This is a genomic window from Streptomyces sp. ALB3 (assembly GCF_044385685.1).
Classification (GTDB): domain Bacteria; phylum Actinomycetota; class Actinomycetes; order Streptomycetales; family Streptomycetaceae; genus Streptomyces.
The window spans coordinates 463,193-479,908 of record NZ_JBISCE010000046.1; the positions used below are offsets into that span (position 1 = coordinate 463,193).

Consider the following 16,716-nt stretch of genomic DNA (forward strand, 5'->3'; position numbering starts at 1 on the left):
GAGAGATGGAACTCCACGACGTCTGGTTCGTGCTCATCGCCGTCCTGTGGACCGGCTACTTCTTCCTGGAGGGATTCGACTTCGGTATCGGGGTCCTGACCAAGCTGCTCGCCCGTGACCGCAAGGAGCGCCGGGTCCTGATCAACACGATCGGGCCGGTCTGGGACGGGAACGAGGTGTGGTTGCTCAGCGCGGGCGGCGCGACCTTCGCGGCCTTCCCCGAGTGGTACGCCACCCTGTTCTCCGGCTTCTACCTGCCTCTGCTGGTCATCCTGCTCTGCCTGATCGTCCGGGGAGTGGCGTTCGAGTACCGCGCGAAGCGGCCTGAGGAGCGCTGGCAGACCAACTGGGAGCACGCGATCTTCTGGACCTCGCTGATCCCTGCTGTCCTCTGGGGCGTGGCCTTCGGGAACATCGTCCGGGGCGTGAAGATCGACGCCGACATGGAGTACGTAGGCAATCTCTGGGACCTGCTGAGCCCGTACGCCATCCTGGGCGGGCTGGTCACGCTGTTCCTCTTCACCTTCCACGGGTCGGTGTTCGCGGCGCTCAAGACCGTCGGGGACATACGGGCGCGAGCGCGAGGGCTGGCACTCAAGCTGGGCCTGGCCACCGCGGTGCTCGCCCTCGGCTTCCTCGTACGGACACAGGCGGCCAACGGCAACGGCTGGAGCCTGACGGCAATGATCATCGCCGTGGCGTCGCTGGCCGCGGCCATCGCTGCCATCGCGGCGGGGCGAGAGGGCTGGTCCTTCGCGTTCTCCGGGGTGACCATCGCGGCGACGGTCGCGATGCTCTTCCTGACGCTCTTCCCGAACGTCATGCCGTCGTCGCTGAACGACGCCTGGAACCTGACGGTCACCAACGCCTCGTCCAGTCCGTACACCCTCAAGATCATGACCTGGTGCGCCGGCATCGCGACTCCCGTCGTACTGCTCTACCAGGGCTGGACGTACTGGGTGTTCCGCAAGCGCATCGGTACGCACCACATCGCCGACGCGCACTGATCCCGCCCGCGCACCGAACCCGTTGATGCGAACGACATGAGCTCACTGGGGAGCTGTTTCACGTGAAACCGATCGACCCGCGTCTGCTCCGGTACGCCCGAGCCACCCGGTCCTTCCTGGCAGCCGTTGTGGCGCTGGGCCTGGCCGGAGCCGCTCTGGTCGTCGCCCAGGCCATGCTCGTGGCCGAAGTGGTGGTGGGCGGATTCGAGGACGGGCTGACCGTCGCCGGGCTCCGCACTCCGCTGCTTATGCTGGCCGCTGTCGCCCTTGGACGGGCCCTGGTGGCCTGGCTCACCGAACTCGCCGCTCACCGGGCGAGTTCCGCGGTCAAGTCGGAACTGCGCGGCCGGCTCCTGGAGCGGGCCTCCGGCCTGGGACCGGACTGGCTGAGCGGGCAGCGCACCGGTTCGCTGATCGCTCTGGCCACCCGGGGCGTCGACGCCCTCGACGACTACTTCTCGCGCTACCTTCCGCAGCTCGGTCTCGCGGTCGTCGTGCCCGTGGCGGTGCTGGCCCGGATCGTCACCGAGGACTGGGTCTCGGCGGCGATCATCGTGGTGACACTGCCGCTGATACCGCTCTTCATGATCCTGATCGGCTGGGCCACCCAGTCCCGGATGGACCGCCAGTGGAAGCTGCTGTCACGGCTCTCCGGGCACTTCCTCGACGTGGTCGCGGGGCTCCCGACGCTGAAGGTCTTCGGGCGGGCGAAAGCGCAGGCCGAATCGATCCGGGCCATCACCTCGCAATACCGCCAGGCCACGCTGAGGACGCTCCGGATCGCCTTCCTCTCGTCCTTCGCCCTGGAACTGCTGGCGACCCTTTCCGTGGCGCTGGTGGCGGTGACGATCGGGATGCGGCTCGTGCACGGAGAACTCGATCTCTACACGGGGCTGGTGGTCCTCATCCTCGCGCCGGAGGCCTACCTGCCCATCCGCCAGGTCGGTGCGCAGTACCACGCGGCTGCGGAAGGCCTCTCGGCCGCGGACGAGATCTTCGCGGTGCTGGAGACCGAACCGGTGGCCGGTGGCTCCCAGGAGGTGCCCGGCTTCCTGCGGCTGGAACTGGAGGGTGTGACGGTCCGGCACCAGGGCCGGACCGAACCCTCCCTGCACGCCACCTCCCTCGTGGTCGAGCCGGGGGAGACCGTCGCGCTGATCGGCCCCAGCGGGGCCGGGAAGTCCACGCTCCTCAATGTGGTGCTGGGATTCACGGTGCCCGACGAGGGCCACGTACGGGTGGGCGGGACCGACCTGTCCGCTCTCTCGCCCGAAGGGTGGCGTGAGCAGATCGCCTGGGTGCCCCAGCGCCCTCATCTCTTCGCCGGGACGATCGCGGAGAACGTACGGCTGGCCCGTCCGGACGCGGACGACCTGGCGGTCATGGACGCGCTGCGGGAGGCGGGGGCGGACGACTTCGTCGACGCGCTGCCGGGCGGTGCCGAGACCGTGCTGGGCGAGGACGGCGCGGGGCTCTCAGCGGGGCAGCGTCAGCGGATCGCGCTGGCGCGGGCTTTCCTCGCCGACCGGCCACTGCTGCTGCTCGACGAGCCGACGGCGAGTCTGGACGGCGAGACGGAGGCGGGCATCGTCGAAGCGGTACAGCGGCTGGCCGCGGGACGTACCGTGCTGCTCGTCGTGCACCGGCCCGCGCTTCTCCCGGTCGCGGACCGGGTGGTGGCGCTGGAACCGGGGCCGTGCGGCGGCGCGGTGCCGGGGCAGAGGGTGCCGGACGGCGGGACGGCTTCCGCTGCTCCCGCGACTGTGGGTGCGCAGGGCGATGCCGAACCCCTGGGCGCGGGAGAGCCCGCGCTCCTCAAAGATACCGCTCCCAGGGCCGGCGGCCGCGTGCTGGCGCGGGTCCGGGAGGCTGCCGGCTCCCAGCGCGGGAAACTTGGTCTGGCCCTGCTGCTGGGAAGCCTCGCCGTGGGGTCGTCCGTCGGTCTCATGGCCGTTTCGGGATGGCTGATCTCACGCGCCTCCGAGCAACCCCCGGTCATGTACCTGATGGTCGCGGTCACCGCGACCAGGGCCTTCGGCATCGGCCGGGCGGTCTTCCGCTACGCGGAGCGGCTGGTGTCCCACGACGCCGTGCTGAGGATGCTCGCCGAGCTCAGGGTGGCGGTGTACCGCGGGCTGGAGCGCATCGCGCCCGCCGGTCTCCGGGACACGCGCCGGGGCGATCTGCTCTCCCGGCTGGTCTCCGACGTGGACGCGTTGCAGGACTACTGGCTGCGCTGGCTGCTGCCCGCGGGGACCGCGCTCACGGTCGGGGCGGGATCTGTCGCCTTCACCTGCTGGATGCTGCCGGAGGCGGGCGCGGTCCTGGCCGCCGGGCTGCTCCTCGCGGGCGTCGGCGTGCCCGTGCTGAGCGGTGCCTGTGCCCGGCGTGCGGAGCGCCGGCTGGCGCCCGCCCGGGCCGCGCTGGCCGTACGGGTGGCCGACCTTCTCGGAGGGACGGCCGAGCTGACCGTCGCGGGTGCGCTGCCGGGCCGGAAGGAGCAGGCGCGCACGGCGGACGGCGTCCTCACCCGGATCGCGTCGCGCGCTGCGGCCGCGACCGCGCTGGGGGGAGGGCTGACCGCCCTGGTCTGCGGGCTGACCGTCGTGGCCGCGGCGATCGTCGCGCTGCCCGCGGTGGCGGCCGGACGGCTGGAAGGCGTGGAACTCGCTGTGGTCGTCCTCACGCCTCTGGCGGCGTTCGAGGCCGTGACAGGGCTGCCGCTCGCGGTGCAGTACCGCGAGCGGGTCGGGCGCAGCGCGGAGCGGGTCTTCGAGGTGCTGGACGAGCCCGTGCCGGTCGCTGAGCCCGCTGGGCCGGCCGAGGCGCCCGCCTCTCCCTTCCCCCTCGAGGTACGCGGGCTGTCGGCCCGGTACGAGGGAAGTGAGCGCGATGCGCTGCACTCCGTCGATCTGACGCTGCGTCCCGGCAAGCGGGTCGCTGTCGTGGGTCCGTCCGGTTCGGGGAAGACCACGCTCGCGCACGTCCTGCTCCGCTTCCTGGACGCCCGGGAGGGGATGTACCGGCTCGGGGGTGTCGAGGCCTCCGCGCTGGACGGGGACACGGTCCGGGAGTTCGTCGGGCTGTGTGCCCAGGACGCTCACGTCTTCGACAGCTCCATCCGCGAGAACCTGCGGCTCGCCCGCACCAATGCCTCGGACGGGCAGCTGCGGGACGCACTCTCCGCCGCCCGGCTGCTGGACTGGGTCCAGTCGCTCCCCGAGGGCCTCGACACACTGGTGGGTGAACACGGGGCGCGGCTGTCCGGCGGTCAGCGGCAGCGGCTGGCGCTGGCCCGTGCGGTCCTCGCCGACTTCCCCGTACTCGTGCTCGACGAGCCCGCGGAACACCTCGACCTGGCCACGGCGGACGCACTGACCGTGGATCTGCTGGCCGCCACGCAGGGGCGTACGACCGTGCTCATCACGCACCGGCTGGCCGGGCTCGACGCGGTGGACGAGGTCCTGGTACTGGACGGGGGCAGGGTGGTGCAACAGGGGCCGTACGCGGCTCTGGCCGCGCAGGAGGGGCCCCTGCGGCGCATGCTCGAACGCGAGCAGGAGCCGGCGCGTACCGAACCGGAGCGGACGCCGTCGGTGAGGGCGGTACCCGTACGGGCCTGAGGGCGGCCGGTGGCACGGGCCTGAGGGTGGTCGGTGACGCCCGGACCCGACTTTCCGGACCATTCGCCGCTTATTAGGCTCGGTTCATGTCCCAGCCGGAGCCGAAGGCCTCACCCGAAGCGGCGCAGCAGACGGCCGGAAGCCTGCGCGGGCTGTCCGCGGAGCTGACCGCCCGGGTCCCGGAACTGCTGGAGGCGACGAGGTCCGTCGGCACGGGCCTGGATCTCCACTCCACGCTCCAGCGCATCTGTGAGACCGCGGCCGGACTCGCCCACGCCCGGTACGCGGCCATCGGTGTCGTCGAACAACCTGGTGAAAGCCTCTGTGACTTCGTCACCCACGGAGTGCCCGAGGAGGTGGCCCGGGCGATCGGCCACCCGCCCGACGGCCACACCGGTCTCCTGGGCGCGCTGATCCAGGAGGGTGACCCGATCCGGCTGGCGGACCTGGCCGCCGATCCCCGGTTCGCCGGGTTCCCTTCCGCGCACCCGGAGATGCGCACGTTCCTCGGCGTCCCGATCCATGTCGGGGGCGAGATTTTCGGCAATCTCTATGTGATGGAGAAGCACGGCGGGGAGGCGTTCGGGGACGACGAACTCCACATGCTGCGTGTGCTGGCCACGGAGGCCGGAATCGCCATCGGCCACGCCCGGACGTACGAGGCCGCCCGCCAGCGTGAACAGTGGATCGACGGTTCGGTGGCCGTCACCACCGCCCTGCTCTCGGGCGGGGACGCCGATGAGGCGCTCGCCGTCGTCGCCGAACAGGCGCGCCGTCTCGCCGACGCGGCGGTCGGCATCGTGCTGCTTCCGGCCGCACAGGGCGGTCTGGAGATCGTCGCGGTGGCCGGGGACACGCCGTCCGCCTCCCTCGGGGTGATCGTCCCGCCGCAGAGTCCTGTCGTAGCGGCGCTCCTGAGGGGCGAGGAGGTCTTCCTGGACGACCCGGCGACGGACCCCCGCATGATCACCAGGCTCGCCGACCAGTTCGGCCCGCACATGCTGCTGCCCCTGCGGAGCGGTGGCCGGGTGCTCGGAGCGCTTTCCATCCCGCGCGCCCGGGGCGGCCGGCCGTTCACGCGGGCGGAGCGGACACTGGCCACCCACTTCGCCGCACAGGCCGCCCTGGCGCTGAAACTGGCCGAGGCGCAGCGCGACCGGGAAAGGATCGCCGTGTACGAGGACCGGGACCGGATCGCCCGGGACCTCCACGACCTGGTCATCCAGCGTTTGTTCGCGACCGGGATCATGCTGGAGGGCGCTCAGCGCCGTTCACCGGTACCCGGCGTGCGGACCGGCATCGGCCGGGCCGTCGACGAACTTGACGTGACCATCCAGGAGATCCGTACCGCCATCTTCGCGCTGCAGCAGGAACCGGCGGAGGCACCGTCGGGGCTGCGGTCCCGAGTGCTCCGGGAGATCAACATGGCGGCGGTGCCCCTGGGGTTCATGCCTTCGCACCGGTTCCTGGGACCGGTCGACTCGCTGGTGGGGGAGCTCACCGGCAAGAATCTCATCGCCGCGCTGCGGGAAGCGCTGTCCAACACGTTCCGTCACGCGAGGGCGTCGCGCGTGGAGGTGACGGTGGACGCGGCCGCGGTGCTGCCCGACGGGCGGGACGCGGTTCGGCTGACGGTCGCGGACGACGGGGTGGGCATCCCGGACGGCGGCCGTCGCAGCGGCCTCCGCAACCTGGCCAGACGTGCCGAGTCGCTGGGCGGAGCCAGCTGGTTCGGGCCGGGGGACGGCGGCAGCGGCACGACGGTGACCTGGCAGGTCCCGCTCTGACCGCGGACGGGGTCAGGTCGCGAGTCCAGGCGCGTGCCCCGGGCCCGGTGTGCCTCCCGGGCAGGCGGTGCCGGGGTGCCGTCCCGGCCGGGCGTGCCTGGTGGGTCATCCGCCTGCGGGCAGGTCCCGGTGCTGAGCGTGCGGCCCCGTGACTCCCGGCTCGGTGCGCGGTCCGGACGACGGTGTCAGCGTGTGGCGAGGATGCGCTCGATGACGACTGCGACGCCGTCCTCGTCATTCGTGAGTGTCATGCCGGACGCGGCGGCCAGAGCCGCCGGATGGGCGTTGCCCATGGCGAACGAGGCGCCTGCCCACGTCAGCATCTCCACGTCGTTGGGCATGTCGCCGAAGGCGACCACCTCGTCCTGACTGATCCCGCGCTCCGCGCAGCACGCGGCGAGCGTGCGGGCCTTGGAGACGCCGAGGCCGCTGATCTCCAGCAGCGCGGTGGGGCTGGACCGGGTGAACGAGGCCCGGTCCCCGGCGAGGTCGCGGGCCAGCGCGAGGAAGGCGTCGGGGGCCAGCTCGGGGTGGTGCGCGAGGACCTTCAGGACGGGTGTGCCGGTGCCCGGAGCCTCCTCGTGAAGCAGCTTCTCCGCGACGGCGACCGTGGCACCCGGGTCCATGTGGAACGGGGGGTAGGCGGGTTCGTAGTGGATGCCGGTGGCCAGTTCGACGGCGAACGACACCCCGGGTGCCGCCTCGCGCAGGACGTCGACCACGTGCAGGGCGATGGCCCGGTCCAGCGGATCAACCCTGAGCAGCCGTCCGTCGCGGAGATCGGCGACCGCGGCCCCGTTCGCGCAGATCGCCATGCCGTGACCCTGGACGTGGGGGCTGACGACCTCCATCCAGCGGGCAGGCCTTCCGGTGACGAAGAAGACCTCGATGCCCGCCTCCTCGGCGGCTGCCAGGGCGGTGATCGTCCGATCCGACAACGTCTTGTCGTCGCGTAGGAGGGTGCCGTCCAGATCGGTGGCGATCAGCCGGGTCACGGCAGGCAGAGGCGGGTCGATAGCTGAGGTCACCCCGCCATTCTCCCGTACGAAGTCGCACGGGCGTGCAGAGGGGCGCACATCTGAGAGGGCGCGTCGCTGGCCTGCGTAACTGCCCTCGGCATATGCCGCAGGCCCTCGGCGGTCCACGTCGGGGCGGCACGGCCGGGGGCGGAGCCCACCCCGCTCGGGGGCGGGCTCCGAACGGTCAGGTCAACTGGGCCAGAGCCTCGGTGGCGATGCGTTCGAAGACCTTGGTGTCCAGTGCGAAGTCGGAGTCCGGCACCGGCCAGTGGACGACGATCTCGGTGATCCCGAGGTCGAAGTGTGTGCCCGCGAAGTCCACGAACGCGTCGAAGGACCGCAGGGGGCGGCCGGGGGTGAAACCGGTGAGGAGGATCTTGTCCAGCTCGGTGACGTCCCGGCCCGCTTCCTCACAGGCAGCACCGAGCCGTTCGGTCTGTCCCCGGATCGCCGCCACGGACTGTTCGGGGGTGCCGGTCGCGAACAGCTTCGGATCACCTGTGGTCACCCATGCCTGCCCGTACCGTGCGGCGAGACTCATCCCGCGCGGTCCGGTGGCGGCGACCGCGAAGGGCAGTCGGGGACGCTGGACGCAGCCGGGGATGTTGCGGGCCTCGTTCGCGGCGTAGAACCGGCCTTCCTGCGTCACGGAGGGTTCCCGGAGCAGCCGGTCGAGCAGGGGGACGAACTCCTCGAAGTGGTCGGCGCGCTCACGCGGCGTCCACGGTGCCTCGTCGCTCCGGCGCAGCGTCGTGGCGTCGAAACCGCTGCCGCCGGCGCCGATGCCGAGTGTGATCCGTCCGCCGGAGACGTCGTCCAGTGTGATGAGGTCCTTGGCGAGCGTCACCGGATGCCGGAAGTTCGGCGAGGTGACGAGGGTGCCCAGCCGCATGCTTCGCGTTGCCGCCGCTGCCGCCGTCAGCGTCGGGACCGCCCCGAACCACGGTCCGTCCCGGAAGGTGCGCCAGGACAGATGGTCGTAGGTGTAGGCGGCATGGAAGCCGAGGTCTTCGGCCTGCCGCCAGATCTTCTGTCCTTCGCTCCACCGGTAGATGGGAAGGATCACCGTGCTCAGACGCATGGACCAGACGATACGCGTCCTCCCCGGCGGCATGGACATGCGGAAGAAAACAGTGCGGAAGCCATGCCGCCGCAGTGGCGTCACCACGGGGCCGCCACTGCGGCGGCATGGGCAGGCTGGGCAGGGCCGGCCGAAAGGACTGAGGAGACGAGGAGCGCCGACGGTGGGGTTCTGTTCCCGAGGCGGTGGTGCGGTCCCGCGGTGATGTCACCCGTCGTCGTCGTGAGTCGCGTCGAGACCCAGCAGGTGGGTCATGGACCGGGCAGCGCGGACGGCCGCGTCCGCACAGCAGTTGTTGAACAGGACATGGACCTCCCGAGCCTGTTCGGCCATCGCCCGGATGCGGGGTATCCACTCGGACAGTTCCCCGGGTGTGTAGGAGTGGCGGAACCTCTCCTCCTTGGTGCCGGTCCCCCAGGCGCTGTTCCGCCCGTGGAAGCGCACCGTCGCGAGCCGGGGAGAGGTGACCCGGAAGACCGGCGGCACCGAGCTGGGCAGTGTCTGCACCATGTCCACGGCCACGGCAGCGGCGTCCAGCTCGGACAGGAGTTCGGCCGTCCCGGCGATGCGGTCCTCCCGCCACCAGCCGGGGTGCCGGAACTCTACGGACACCGGCCATCCTGCGGCACGGTCGCGGCACCGGCGGAGGAAGTCCGCCGCCGGCCTTCCCGGCGCGAGCTGCCGCGGGAACTGGAACAGCACCGACCCCAGGCGGCCGGTCCGGCGCAGCGGTTCGATCGATGCCGCGAACCGTGCCCACACCTCGTCCAGCAGGACTGGGTCGGTCTCTGCCCGGCCCCGCTGCCGGGCGAGGGCCGGGCGCAGGTCGGGCGGCAGTGCCTGAGGACGAGTCGGGTGCCCGGTGAGCAGGGAGAACGCCTTCACGTCGAACCGGAAGTCCTCAGGGGTGCGCTCGGCCCACAGAAGGCTGTTCCGCGCGCTGGGCAGTCCGTAGTACGTCGCGTCGACCTCCACCACCGAGAACTGGCGCGCGTAGTGCCGCAGCCTGCCCTCGGCATCGCGGTGGCCCGCCGGGTACCAGCCGCTGGACACCAGTGCCTTGTCCGTCCATGAACACGTGCCTATCCGGATGTTTCCCATGGCGCGCGCCTTCCCCGGGCGCGACGGCGTGAACGGGCCTTTCAACGCGCGCGGGAGGAATGCTGCGAGGGCGGTCGGCAGTCGTTGCCTGGACACGCGGCCGGGACGACGCTGACGGGAGCTTCACGCGCGCCGGCGCAGGAAGTCCGGCGGTACGCAGTCGGTGAGCCATACTCCGTTGGCACTCACACGGAAGACGTGGCCGGCACGGTGCATGGCTCCCGAGTCCACGGTGAGGACGACCGGGGCGCCGCGCCGGGAGCCCACACGCACCGCCGTCTCACGGTCGGGCGAAAGATGCACGTGATGGCGGTTCATCGGCCGGAGCCCTTCGGCGCGGATGGCGTCGAGGGTGCGTGCCACGGTGCCGTGATAGAGGTACGCGGGCGGTTCGACCGGGGGAAGCCCGAGGTCCACGGTGACGGAGTGTCCCTGGTTCGCCCGGATGCGGTCCCCGTCCACGGCGAAGCGCTGCTTGTCGCTGGACGCCGCGACGTGTTCGAGTTCGGCCCGGGTGAGGGTGACGCCGTGCCGGGCGCAGGCCCGCAACAGCTCGTCGACAGCTACCCAGCCTTGGGCGTCAAGCCTGATCCCGATCCGGCCGGGCTCATGCCGCAGGTGCTTCGACAGGAATTTCGACACCTTGACGGTGCGTTGTTCGTCCATCCGGTCAGAGTGCCCGCGCCGCGCTTCCCGGCGCATCTCGATTTCACCCGTCGTTCGCGGTATCGGTGTGCGCCACGATGTTTGCTCCACAGGCAACCCGCCTTTTCCACAGCCGAGTTGCTCTAGCTGTGGACAAACGCGTGGCTGCTTGCGGCAGTTGCCCAACTCTGTGCTGTCGTGGGCCAAATGAGCCGACGTGGGTGAGGTGCGGCCCTCAACTCCGCTGTGGGCGAGTGCCGGTCCCGAAGTCCTCTGGTGGACAGGCTGGTTGTCGTGCGCCCGCCGGGTGGCCGGCCAACGGGCGCTCCGGACGACCGGTTCGCGTCGGCGGTGCTCCAACTCGGACCGGTCTACAAGGGCGGCTTCACGCGTGCGATGGCGCGCAGTAGGCGGGGGCTGACCCGGGAAAGCATCCGTGCGCCGCGAGCCTCCGGTGTCACCGGTACGACGGCACGGTTGTGCACCACGGCAGCGAGAACGGCTCGAGCCACCTTCTCCGACGGGTAGTTGCGGAGGGAGTACAGCCGGGCGGTGCGCTGCCGCAGGCGTTGTTCCTCCGCCTCGTCGGTCCCGGCGAAGCGAGCCGTACCGGTGATGCCGGTGTTGACGAAGCCGGGACATACCGCACTGACGCCGATCGACCGGTCGGCCAGTTCGGCTCTCAGGCATTCGCTGAGCATCAGTACCGCCGCCTTGGACGTGCTGTAGGCGGGAAGCGCGCGGGACGGCTGATAAGCGGCTGCCGACGCGATGTTGACGATGTGGCCGCCCTGGCCCCGGTCGGCCATCTGCCTGCCGAAGATCCGGCAGCCGTGGATGACGCCCCAGAGATTCACGTCGAGGACCGTCCGCCATTCCTCGCTCGTCGTCTCCAGGAACGAGCCCGACAGCCCGACCCCGGCGTTGTTCACCAGGACGTCCGGGACGCCGATGTCCGTGGCGACCTTCTTCGCGAGCCGCTCCATCGCCTGTTCGTCGCTGACGTCCACCACCTCGCTCCACGCGGCGGGCGCGCCGAGCGACCGCGCCGTTTCGGCCGTCCGGGCAACGCCTTCCGCGTCCCGGTCCACGGCCACCACCCGGGCGCCCGCCTCGGCGAACGACAGAACAGTGGCCCGTCCGATACCCGAAGCCGCTCCCGTGACGAGGACCAACTGGCCGGAGAACCGGCCCGGACGGGTGTCCGCGGACGCCGTGCCCGGCGCGCCTTGGGCGAGGGGGACGTCCTGGCCGCCGGTCTCCACCCCGTCGGCGAACTCGCCGATCCAGGAGGACAGGCGGGCCGGCCTCGTGCGGGGTACCCAGTGCTTCGCCGGCAGGGTGCGGCGCACCAGATGCGGCACCCACGCGTCCAGTTCGTCATGGAGCGACGGTGAGAGGAAGACGTCACCGGTCGGAGTGATCAGCTGTACGGGGACGTGCGCGTACGCGTCGGGGCGCGGCCGGCGCAGCCGGGACCGGACGTTGTCACGGTAGAGCCACGCCCCGTGCGCCGCGTCCTGCGGGAGGGAAGACGTCGGATACCCGTCGTCCGCGGGCACGTTCTCCATCCGCCGCAGAATCCGCGGCCACTGCCTGCCCAGTACGCCGCGCCACGCCATCTCGGGCAGGACCGGCGTGTGCAACGCGTACACGTACCAGGACTTGGCACCCTGTCCGAGCAGTTGCCCCACACGGCGGGGGCTCGGGTGGGACATCCGTTGTTTGATCCAGTGCCCGAAGTGGTCGAGGGACGGACCGGACATCGACGTGAACGACGCGATGCGCCCCTTGGTCCGCTCCACCGTGGCGAACTCCCATGACTGGACCGATCCCCAGTCATGGCCGACCACGTGGACGGGCCGGTCCGGGCTCACGGCGTCCACGACAGCCAGGAAGTCGTCGGTGAGCTTCTCCAGCGTGAAGCCACCACGCAGCGGCCGGGGCGCGGTCGACCGGCCGTGCCCCCGCACGTCGTAGAGCACCACATGCCACTGCTCCGACAGTCTTACCGCTACCTCCGACCAGACCTCTTTGCTGTCCGGATAGCCGTGCACCAGCACGATCGTCGGCCGTGACGGATCGCCCAGCTCGGCGACGCACAGCTCGATCCCGCCCGTACGCACCCAGCGCTCACGCGCGCCTCGCAGATCCACGCCGCCTCCTCGTCCAGTGCCGGCGTTGCGGTACGCGCCCGTAACGTGACACCGCTGAATGTGGCAACCGACGGACGGCCGCGTCAAGGGATGCCCCGAACCTGTGGACGGACGCCTGTGGACGACGCCCGTGGACGAGCGGGTGCCAGGGGCTCCGCGCACGACCGCCCCCCGCGCGGCCGGCGCCGTCGCCTGCCGTCACCCCGGCGGGGGCGCGGCCGGGATCGGGTCTCCTCCCTCGTGGGGTCCCCCTACGGGTCCGTACGCCTGGAGTCGGACGCAGAAACAACCGCCTGGTCTGACGACTCCTGTGGTGCGCGCCACTACCTTCGAACACGTGACTGTGATCGCAACCGAAAGCCTGAGCAAGCGGTTCCCGAGAGTGACCGCGCTTGACCGGCTCTCCTTGGACATCGGACCGGGCGTAACCGGCCTGGTGGGTTCCAACGGGGCCGGCAAGTCCACACTGATCAAGATCCTGCTGGGTCTGTCCCCCGCCACCGAAGGCCGGGCCGCGGTGCTCGGGCTCGACGTCGCCACCGAGGGCGCCGCCATCCGGGAGCGGGTCGGCTACATGCCCGAGCACGACTGCCTGCCTCCCGACGTGTCGGCGACCGAGTTCGTCGTCCACATGGCGCGGATGTCCGGGCTGCCGCCCACCGCGGCGCGGGAACGAACCGCGGACACCCTGCGCCACGTAGGTCTGTACGAGGAGCGCTACCGTCCCATCGGGGGCTACTCGACCGGTATGAAGCAGCGGGTGAAACTGGCCCAGGCGCTGGTCCACGACCCGAAGCTGGTCCTTCTCGACGAGCCGACCAACGGTCTCGACCCCGTCGGCCGGGACGAGATGCTCGGCCTGATCCGCCGTGTCCACACCGATTTCGGCATCTCGGTGCTGGTCACCTCCCACCTCCTCGGAGAGCTCGAGCGGACCTGCGACCACGTCGTCGTCATCGACGGCGGCGCGCTGCTGCGCTCCAGCTCCACCAGCGACTTCACCCAGACCACCACGACGCTGGCCGTCGAGGTGACCGACAGCGACACGCACCCTGACGGCACGGACGCGCTGCGCCAGGCCCTCACCGGGGCAGGCGTCAAGCTCGTCGGACACGACGGCCTCGACGCCGGCGGGCTGCCCGGCGCCGGCCACATCCTCCTGGTGGAGGCGACCGGCGAGGAGACGTACGACGTGGTCCGCGACAGCGTCGCCGGCCTCGGACTGGGACTCATCCGGATGGAACAGCGGCGCCACCACATCGCCGAGGTGTTCCGCACCGACCAGGCACCGCGGGCGGCCGTGGCCGCGACGGCGGACGCCGGACAGCAGAAGGGAAGCGGTCGCGATGAGCACTGAGACCGGGACCGCGGCCGGGAGCGACACCTCCCGGATCCACAACATCGGATACCGCTCCTACGACGGCGCCCGCCTGGGCCGGGCCTATGCCCGCCGGTCGCTGTACTCGCAGTCGCTGCGGGGTTCGTTCGGGCTGGGCAGGTCGGCCAAGTCCAAGGTGCTGCCGATGCTCCTGTGCGGAGTGATGTGCCTGGTGGCACTGATCCTCGTCGCGGTCGCCATCGCCACGCCCAACATGACGAAGCTCCCCATCAAGTACACGGACTTCGCGATCTACCTGCAGGCCGTGATCGGACTCTTCATCGCCTCCCAGGCGCCGCAGTCCGTGTCGAGGGACCTCCGCTTCAAGAGCGTGCCGTTGTACTTCTCGCGCCCGATCGAGCGGGTCGACTACGTACTCGCCAAGTTCGCCGCCATGGCGTCCGCCCTGCTCATCCTCACCGGGCTGCCCCTCGTCATCCTCTACGCGGGCGCGTTGCTGGCGAAGTTCGACTTCGCCGACCAGACCAAGGGCTTCGGGCAGGGGATGGTCTCGGTGGCGCTGCTCTCCGTGCTGTTCGCCGGGCTCGGCCTGGTCGTGGCCGCGCTGACGCCGCGCCGGGGCTTCGGAGTCGCCGCCGTCATCGCGGTACTGACCATCACCTACGGTGCGGTCTCCACGGTCCAGGCGATCGCCTGGGAGACGGACTCGGCCGACGCCATCACCTGGCTGGGGCTCTTCTCGCCCATCACGCTGATCGACGGTGTGCAGACCGCGTACCTCGGCGCCGCATCGGCGTTCCCCGGCGGTGAGGGGCCCGGAGCCGCAGCGGGCGTGGTCTATCTGATCGTTGTTCTCGCGCTCGTCGCCGGCTCGTACGCCGTACTGATGCGCCGCTACCGGAGGGTCGGGCTGTGACCACCATCGAGATCGACCACACCTCCCGCTGGTTCGGCAACGTGGTCGCCGTCAACGACGTCAGCATGACCGTGGGACCCGGCGTCACGGGTCTGCTCGGTCCCAACGGAGCGGGCAAGTCCACGCTGATCAACATGATGGCCGGGTTCCTCGCGCCGTCGACCGGCACCGTGACGCTCGACGGGACGCAGATCTGGCGCAACGAAACCGTCTACAAGGCGATCGGGATCGTGCCGGAGCGGGAGGGTATGTACGACTTCCTGACCGGCCGCGAGTTCGTCGTCGCCAACGCCGAGCTGCACGGGCTGGGGGACGCGGCCGCGCACAAGGCACTGGCCACGGTCGAGATGGAGTACGCGCAGGACCGCAAGATCTCGACGTACAGCAAGGGCATGCGGCAGCGCGTGAAGATGGCGTCCGCCCTGGTCCACGACCCCTCGGTGCTGCTCCTCGACGAGCCGTTCAACGGCATGGACCCGCGTCAGCGGATGCAGCTCATGGAGCTGCTGCGCCGGATGGGGGCCGAGGGGCGCACGGTGCTCTTCTCCTCCCACATCCTGGAGGAGGTCGAGCAGCTCGCCTCGCACATCGAGGTGATCGTGGCGGGCCGGCATGCCGCTTCGGGGGACTTCAGGAAGATCCGCCGGCTGATGACGGACCGGCCGCACCGCTATCTCGTCCGGTCCAGCGACGACCGGGCCCTCGCCGCCGCTCTCATCGCGGACCCCTCGACGGCCGGGATCGAAATCGACGTGATGGAGAGGGCCCTGCGCATCCAGGCGGTCGACTTCGGGCGTTTCACGACGCTGCTGCCCGAGGTCGCGCGCGCACACGGCATCCGGCTCCTCACCGTCTCCCCGTCCGACGAGTCCCTCGAATCGGTCTTTTCCTATCTCGTAGCGGCCTGAGTAGTGGCCTGAAAGGAGCTGTGAAGCGTCATGTACGACCCCACAGTCGCCCGGCTCACCTACCGGGCCCTGCTCGGCCGGCGCCGGGCCGCCATCCTGTTCGTCCTCCCGGTCCTGCTGGTGGCCATCGCCGTGGCGGTACGGGCGTTCGCCGGTGCCGATGACGGCGTCGCCTCCGGCGTGCTGGGCGGTTTCGCCATCGCCACGATGGTCCCGCTCATCGGCGTCATCGCGGGGACGGGCGCCATCGGGCCCGAGATCGACGACGGCTCGATCGTCTACCTGCTGGCCAAGCCGGTGAAGCGGCCCACGATCATCTTCACCAAGCTGACCGTCGCCGTCGCCGTGACGATGCTCTTCTCGGCGCTGCCCACGTTCGTCGCGGGCCTGATCCTCAACGGCAACGGCGGGCAGATCGCCGTGGCGTACACCATCGCGGCCCTGGTCGCCTCGATCGCCTACAGCGCGCTGTTCCTGCTGCTCGGCACGGTCAGCCGGCACGCGGTGGTCTTCGGCCTGGTGTACGCGCTGGTGTGGGAGGCGCTCTTCGGCAGCCTGGTGCCGGGGGCCAGGACGCTCAGTGTGCAGCAGTGGTCCCTCTCGGTCGCCGAGAAGGTCGCCGGGGAGGGCGTGATCACCTCGGACGTCGGCCTGCCGCTCGCGACCCTCCTGCTGGTCGGCGTGACGGTCGTGGCCACGTGGTACGCGGGTCAGAAGCTGCGGGCGCTGAAGCTCGCCGGCGAGGAGTGAGACCGGCCGCACCGCACCCCCTGCAACCCCCGCCCACCGGGCGGGGGTTGTTCCATGAAAACGGGTGGCCCCCGGACTCCGGTCTCCGGCACAGTGAGGGGGCGGCACGGGAAGGCGCCGTTCGTGAGGACCGGGAGAGGAGCGCGGCGATGACCAGGAGTCCGAGTCCGTCGTGTTCCCGACAGGGCGGTCCGCAGCCGGCACCGCGGTAGCTTCATCAGCTACCCGCGGTCGCCCCCGCGGCAGGACCCCCGGGTGGCCCCCGCTGCGCGTCGCGCGCGTTGGCCACCCCCCGGAGGATTGGCCGAGTGGTAAGGCAGCGGCTTGCTAAGCCGTCGTCGGGGGGCGACCCCCGCGCGCGTTCGATCCGCGCATCCTCCGCCG

The 16,716-nt window shown here is 70.9% G+C and carries 12 protein-coding genes and 1 tRNA gene; 8 read left to right on the forward strand and 5 right to left on the reverse strand.

The features are described 5' to 3' along the window. The first annotated feature begins 5 nt into the window (after nucleotides 1–5). The 3 genes from cydB (at nucleotide 6) to ACHFIV_RS32105 (ending at nucleotide 6,417) form a co-directional block, all read left to right on the forward strand. Entirely contained in the window at nucleotides 6–1,007 is a 1,002-nt protein-coding gene (cydB, locus tag ACHFIV_RS32095; RefSeq protein WP_398976246.1) for a cytochrome d ubiquinol oxidase subunit II, read from the forward strand. A 62-nt stretch (nucleotides 1,008–1,069) separates the two neighbouring features. Further along, nucleotides 1,070–4,630 carry a thiol reductant ABC exporter subunit CydD gene (gene cydD / locus ACHFIV_RS32100; protein ID WP_398976248.1) on the forward strand — a complete coding sequence of 1,187 codons (3,561 nt, stop codon included), beginning with the start codon at nucleotides 1,070–1,072 and terminating at the stop codon, nucleotides 4,628–4,630. Between the two features lie 86 nt (nucleotides 4,631–4,716). Further along, nucleotides 4,717–6,417, forward strand: a complete 1,701-nt coding sequence (locus ACHFIV_RS32105; RefSeq protein WP_398976250.1) for a sensor histidine kinase — start codon at nucleotides 4,717–4,719, stop codon at nucleotides 6,415–6,417. A 185-nt stretch (nucleotides 6,418–6,602) separates the two neighbouring features. Here ACHFIV_RS32105 and ACHFIV_RS32110 read toward each other — a convergent pair whose 3' ends face one another. The 5 genes from ACHFIV_RS32110 to ACHFIV_RS32130 form a co-directional block, all read right to left on the reverse strand. Further along, a complete protein-coding gene (locus ACHFIV_RS32110) occupies nucleotides 6,603–7,445 on the reverse strand; it encodes a Cof-type HAD-IIB family hydrolase (protein ID WP_398976252.1) in 843 nt (280 codons plus the stop codon). Between the two features lie 175 nt (nucleotides 7,446–7,620). Further along, entirely contained in the window at nucleotides 7,621–8,517 is an 897-nt protein-coding gene (locus ACHFIV_RS32115) for an LLM class flavin-dependent oxidoreductase (RefSeq protein ID WP_398976254.1), read from the reverse strand. Between the two features lie 207 nt (nucleotides 8,518–8,724). Continuing rightward, a complete protein-coding gene (locus ACHFIV_RS32120) occupies nucleotides 8,725–9,618 on the reverse strand; it encodes a DUF72 domain-containing protein (protein ID WP_398976256.1) in 894 nt (297 codons plus the stop codon). A 123-nt stretch (nucleotides 9,619–9,741) separates the two neighbouring features. Continuing rightward, entirely contained in the window at nucleotides 9,742–10,284 is a 543-nt protein-coding gene (locus ACHFIV_RS32125) for an RNA 2'-phosphotransferase (RefSeq protein ID WP_398976258.1), read from the reverse strand. 350 nt (nucleotides 10,285–10,634) lie between these two features. Further along, on the reverse strand, nucleotides 10,635–12,419 hold the full coding sequence (locus ACHFIV_RS32130; RefSeq protein ID WP_398976260.1) for an SDR family oxidoreductase: 1,785 nt from the start codon (nucleotides 12,417–12,419) through the stop codon (nucleotides 10,635–10,637). Between the two features lie 343 nt (nucleotides 12,420–12,762). On the opposite strand from ACHFIV_RS32130, the gene ACHFIV_RS32135 reads away from it, so the two are divergent. From ACHFIV_RS32135 to ACHFIV_RS32155, 5 genes are all read left to right on the forward strand, one after another. Then, nucleotides 12,763–13,776, forward strand: a complete 1,014-nt coding sequence (locus tag ACHFIV_RS32135) for an ABC transporter ATP-binding protein (protein WP_398976612.1) — start codon at nucleotides 12,763–12,765, stop codon at nucleotides 13,774–13,776. Beyond that, nucleotides 13,766–14,674, forward strand: coding sequence for an ABC transporter permease (locus ACHFIV_RS32140; protein WP_398976262.1), 909 nt, complete (start codon nucleotides 13,766–13,768; stop codon nucleotides 14,672–14,674). Before ACHFIV_RS32135 ends, ACHFIV_RS32140 begins: the two co-directional genes overlap by 11 nt. Continuing rightward, nucleotides 14,671–15,582: an ABC transporter ATP-binding protein gene (locus tag ACHFIV_RS32145; protein ID WP_398976265.1), complete on the forward strand. Its 912-nt coding sequence runs from the start codon at nucleotides 14,671–14,673 to the stop codon at nucleotides 15,580–15,582. Before ACHFIV_RS32140 ends, ACHFIV_RS32145 begins: the two co-directional genes overlap by 4 nt. Before the next feature lie 30 nt (nucleotides 15,583–15,612). Further along, complete coding sequence (locus ACHFIV_RS32150) at nucleotides 15,613–16,332, forward strand: ABC transporter permease (RefSeq protein WP_398976267.1); 720 nt, start codon at nucleotides 15,613–15,615, stop codon at nucleotides 16,330–16,332. A gap of 294 nt (nucleotides 16,333–16,626) precedes the next feature. Then, a tRNA-Ser gene (locus ACHFIV_RS32155) sits at nucleotides 16,627–16,713 on the forward strand. Nucleotides 16,714–16,716: the final 3 nt, after the last annotated feature.

Coding starts and splice junctions, on each gene's coding strand:
- cydB (WP_398976246.1), top strand. CDS start 6: ATGGAACTCCACGACGTCTGGTTCGTGCTCATCGCCGTCCTGTGGACC.
- ACHFIV_RS32105 (WP_398976250.1), top strand. CDS start 4,717: ATGTCCCAGCCGGAGCCGAAGGCCTCACCCGAAGCGGCGCAGCAGACG.
- ACHFIV_RS32115 (WP_398976254.1), bottom strand. CDS start 8,517: ATGCGTCTGAGCACGGTGATCCTTCCCATCTACCGGTGGAGCGAAGGA.
- ACHFIV_RS32120 (WP_398976256.1), bottom strand. CDS start 9,618: ATGGGAAACATCCGGATAGGCACGTGTTCATGGACGGACAAGGCACTG.
- ACHFIV_RS32125 (WP_398976258.1), bottom strand. CDS start 10,284: ATGGACGAACAACGCACCGTCAAGGTGTCGAAATTCCTGTCGAAGCAC.
- ACHFIV_RS32140 (WP_398976262.1), top strand. CDS start 13,766: ATGAGCACTGAGACCGGGACCGCGGCCGGGAGCGACACCTCCCGGATC.
- ACHFIV_RS32150 (WP_398976267.1), top strand. CDS start 15,613: ATGTACGACCCCACAGTCGCCCGGCTCACCTACCGGGCCCTGCTCGGC.